We start from the raw sequence: 3,986 nt of genomic DNA, 5'->3' as shown, positions 1-3,986 counted from the left end.
TTCTTTTTGTAGGGACGACTCCGCCGCAAATCCACCGGGGCGGTCCGCTCTAAAAAATAGCGCCAGAGGTGCCAGGTCAGAAACTCCGAGCCGTTGTCCACATCAAAACCCCGGAGCGCGAAGGGTAACGGGCAAGCCCGAACTCGAGGTGGCAATGAGTGTGAAGGGTGGATCGGTCTGGCGGCGATCATTCAGCGGATTGAAATTGATGGATTGATCCGCCTTCAACACGTCCAGGGTCGTGGTCACCGTCGCGCTGTCATAGCTCGCCGTGTCGTTGGGAGTGAACGTGACGGAGAGCGTGTGCTGGCCGGCATTCAATACCGCACCGCTGGCAGGGCTGTAGGAATAGGTCCCAGGCGCCGCGGCGGAGGCGTTGAGTTGCGCACTGCCAAGCGCCGCGCCGTACGTGATGGCGGCAGGCGCCGTCCAGGTGAGCTGAGGGCTGGGCCGCGGCAGTGGAGCGGCCGACACATCGAGGCTCACCGCTTCCGTCGTGCTCCGGAAGTAAATGCGGCCGCCGCTGATAGCCGGGGCATTCCAAGTCTTGCCCTGGAGCGCTCGGTGTCGGGCAAGTTCCGTGTACGCATTCGGATTGGGATCCACGACCACCAACCAGCCGTCTTCGCTCGCCGCGAGAATTCTGCCGTCGGCCACCAGCACGCTGCCATAGCCGAAACCGTCCGTGGACCATTTCTCAACGCCGGTCGCCAGTTCGACACATTTGAACGTGAGAAAGCCGTGACCAAACATGCCATACACGTGGCCGTTGTAGTGAACCGGTGTCGCCCAATGATTCATGAACTGGTTGACCTTGGACCAGGCCCGGCTTGCGGAGAAACTGTTGCCGGAAGCAGAAGCAAGCTGGACGACGGCCGCGCCGGCCTGATCTGCGGAAAGCGAGCCGGGATACGCGCGCGAAGCATAAACCCTGTCGCCCGCCACGACCGGTGAAGCCGCGACGGACGTGCCGTTGTATCGAAGCGCGTACCGCCAGAGCACTGCGCCCGTTTCCGGCGCCACCGCAACCAGGCCGGATTGCGCGAAAAAGATCGCCTGGCGCACTCCGCCAATCGTGGCGGCCACGGGACTCGCCTGCGTCATGCCATCGCTTTGCCCTTTCCAGGCCAGGCCGCCGTCCTGTTTTCGGAACGCGAGCAGATGTTCGCCGGGCCGGCCGTTGGAATTCACGAGAACCAGATCCCCGACAATCAAAGGCGAAGCAGCGTTCTGCCACGCGATGACCACCGCGCCAAACTCGGTCCCCAGGTCTTTGCGCCAGATTTCTTGTCCGCTCGCGGCGTCGAGACAAAACAGCCGAAGGTACGAAGTCAGAACGTACACTCGATTGCCGTCCACCGAGGGCGTGGAGCGCGGGCCATCATCGCCGCCCACACCGCCGTTAGGGTAATCCGCGCGGTCGAGAGGCACGGCCCACAGCTCCTGGCCGGTCTCGGCGTTCAAGGCGATGCAGAATTCTCGCGGCCCGCTTGCGGAATTACGGCGCACCTGGGTAAAGACCCGCCCGCCGCTGATCGAGAGCGAACTCAAGGCCGGCTCCAAAGGCACTTTCCAAATTTGGCGGGGCGGTTGCGCGGACCAGTTGATTCGGATCGGCTCGGTCGAAGTGCCGTCGTGGTTCGGGCCGCGGTACTGAGGCCAGTCCGCCGCAAGCAAATTGGGCAAGCCCATAAACGCGCCGATCAGAATCGGCGAGAGACGCGAAGGGGCGCAGACGAAGAATCGAGGGTTCATAACGGAGAATCTAGCAGAAATGGCACGGGCGCGCAAAGCTCAGCTAACCTCCGAATCTAGGGCAATGATCTGCGCAACCTTTCTGTCCTAAAATTGACGCCTCACGCTGTTACCCTGGTGAGAATGTCGTTATCATGTTGATGACGGCTCCGGAAACTGGAACTGAAATGTGTATTCATCGACTTATGAAAAAATCCACAATCCTGCTCTCCTGCCTCCTGGTCCTGGCGATGTCGGCGACGGCTTTGGCTCAGGACGCCAAGAAGGCCAAGCGAGACAAAACGGCCAAAACTGAGCGAACGGAGCAAACGAAGAAGTCCGTTCCCGCTCAGCTTATCCTGAAGCGCTTCGACAAAGACGCGAACGGCAAGATCGCCGGCGACGAAGCGGACGCCCTGCGCAAGGCCTTCGCGGGAAAGCGGCACGATGCGTTAAAGGCGCTCGACAAAAACAGCGACGGCAAACTCGACGACGCGGAGATCGCCGCCATTACGGCCAAGAAACAACCGGGCAAAAGGGCCGAGCGGCCAGAAAAGCGAGTTGAGAAACAGGGCCAGAAAAGGAAGGAAAAGTAGGCCGGGCGTGCTGCCAGGAAGCGTCGCAAGCCTATTCGCGCTTAGCAGCCGAGAATGCCGCGAACGTAGGGCAGACATCGTGTCTGCCGGTTGACGGGGCATCCTTGCCCGTTGTTCGGTTCGTTCTGACGGCAGGCTGCCGTCTAAACCGGCAGGCTGGAAGCCTGCCCTACATCTCAGACAGCTTGAGTAGTCACGCGATGATTTAGGCTGCGGCATGAACGCAAACGAACGCCAGAAGCAACTGGTTCGCATGCTCACGCAGAACCAGAGGCGCATCTTCTCGTACCTTTATACGCTCGTTCCGGACCGCCCTGCAGCCGAAGACCTGCTGCAGGAAACCTGCATGGTCATCTGCGAGAAATTTGACGAATTCCAGCCGGAGACCGATTTCGTCGCCTGGGCCTGCCAGATTGCCTATTGGGAAGTTCGCGCCGCCCGGCAAAAATTTTCCCGCTCGAAGGTTCTCTTCGACGACGCCGTGCTGGAGGCCGTGGCGAAGACCGCCGCGGACATGTCGCCGGAATTGAACGAACGCCACGAAGCGCTCGCCTTATGCCTCGAAAAGCTTCACCCGCGCGACCGCGAACTCATCATCACGCGCTACGAACCCGGCGGTGGGGTCGAGGCCGCGGCCCGGCGCACGGGCCGCACCGTGGTCGCCGCCTACAAGGCTTTGACGCGCATCCGCAGACTGCTCGCGGACTGCGTGACCCTTCGGCTCAGCGCTAATTCGATCCCATGAACCTGAGCGACCCGGAACGCCTCGAATTGGACGAGCTTTGCAGCGGACTCGTGGACGGCACGCTGTCCGAGCCGCAACGCCGGCGGCTGGAGCAGCTTCTGGCCGCCAGTTCCGAAGCGCGACGGATTTATGTTCGCACCCTGGCGCTATCCGCCAGTCTCTTCGACTACGCGAGCGAAATGCAGGCGGAAGCGCCGGAACGCACGGCCCAGCCAGCGAATCTGGTCGCGGTCCGCCGGTGGTGGTGGGCCATCGGACCGTTGGGAGCAGCGGCGGCGATTGCGCTGGCGTTCTGGCTTGGCTCGGTGTCGAAGCATGGCGGCGGCAGTGAAAGTCAGCCGCGGGAAGTTGTCGCCCACCTCTCCGGCGGCAAGAACTGCCAGTGGGCTGGCGCGGCACTTCAGCCCGGAGCTCAGTTGCAGAGCGGACAGCGGATCGAATTGGCGGCGGGCTTCGCCGAGATTTCGTTCGACTCCGGCGCACTGCTTGTTCTGGAAGGTCCCGCCTCGCTGGACGTGAGTTCCGCCTGGGAAGCGGTGCTGCGCCGCGGCACTCTCAAAGCGAGCGTTCCTCAAGAAGCTTTGGGATTCCGCGTGAGCAATGCCGCCGTGGACGTCGTGGACCTCGGCACGGAATTCAGCATGGTGGCCGAGGAGAACGGCGCCACGGAAGTGTTCGTGCTGCGCGGCGCTGTCGAAGCGCACCCACGCGCGGCCAGCGACGCCGCGGCTCGGCCCAGTCTCGTCCTGCGCGAGTCGCAAGCGCGCCGCTTCGAGCGCAATCGGGTGGCTGAAGTGCGCAATCGCGAGCAAAAGCTCCAGCGCTTCGCGCGCAAGATCGCCCTCGACCGTGTCCTCCGACCCGCCTCGTTCGTCCATTGGCCGTTCGATGAAACGGCAGGCGATTTCGCT

General features: G+C 62.5%; 4 protein-coding genes. 3 read left to right on the top strand and 1 reads right to left on the bottom strand.

Features of this window, described 5'->3' with window-relative positions; all coding sequences use genetic code 11:
* Positions 1–102 precede the first annotated feature (102 nt).
* Positions 103–1,755 carry an alcohol dehydrogenase gene (locus FJ398_26495; GenBank protein ID MBM3841435.1) on the bottom strand — a complete coding sequence of 551 codons (1,653 nt, stop codon included), beginning with the start codon at positions 1,753–1,755 and terminating at the stop codon, positions 103–105.
* Between the two features lie 185 nt (positions 1,756–1,940).
* Here FJ398_26495 and FJ398_26490 point away from each other — a divergent pair, with 185 nt between their 5' ends.
* The 3 genes from FJ398_26490 to FJ398_26480 all read left to right on the top strand — a co-directional run.
* The gene (locus FJ398_26490) at positions 1,941–2,330 is read left to right on the top strand and encodes a hypothetical protein (GenBank protein ID MBM3841434.1); all 390 of its coding nucleotides are present in this window, start codon (positions 1,941–1,943) and stop codon (positions 2,328–2,330) included.
* 217 nt (positions 2,331–2,547) lie between these two features.
* Entirely contained in the window at positions 2,548–3,075 is a 528-nt protein-coding gene (locus FJ398_26485; protein ID MBM3841433.1) for a sigma-70 family RNA polymerase sigma factor, read from the top strand.
* Positions 3,072–3,986 (top strand): hypothetical protein (locus tag FJ398_26480; GenBank protein MBM3841432.1); only part of this gene is annotated, 915 nt, incomplete at its 3' end. The genes FJ398_26485 and FJ398_26480, both read left to right, overlap by 4 nt.

The organism is Verrucomicrobiota bacterium (genome assembly GCA_016871535.1).
Lineage (GTDB): Bacteria > Verrucomicrobiota > Verrucomicrobiia > Limisphaerales > SIBE01 > VHCZ01.
Note: the sequence above shows the minus strand (reverse complement) of the source record. Positions and strands in the feature narration are given on the sequence as shown.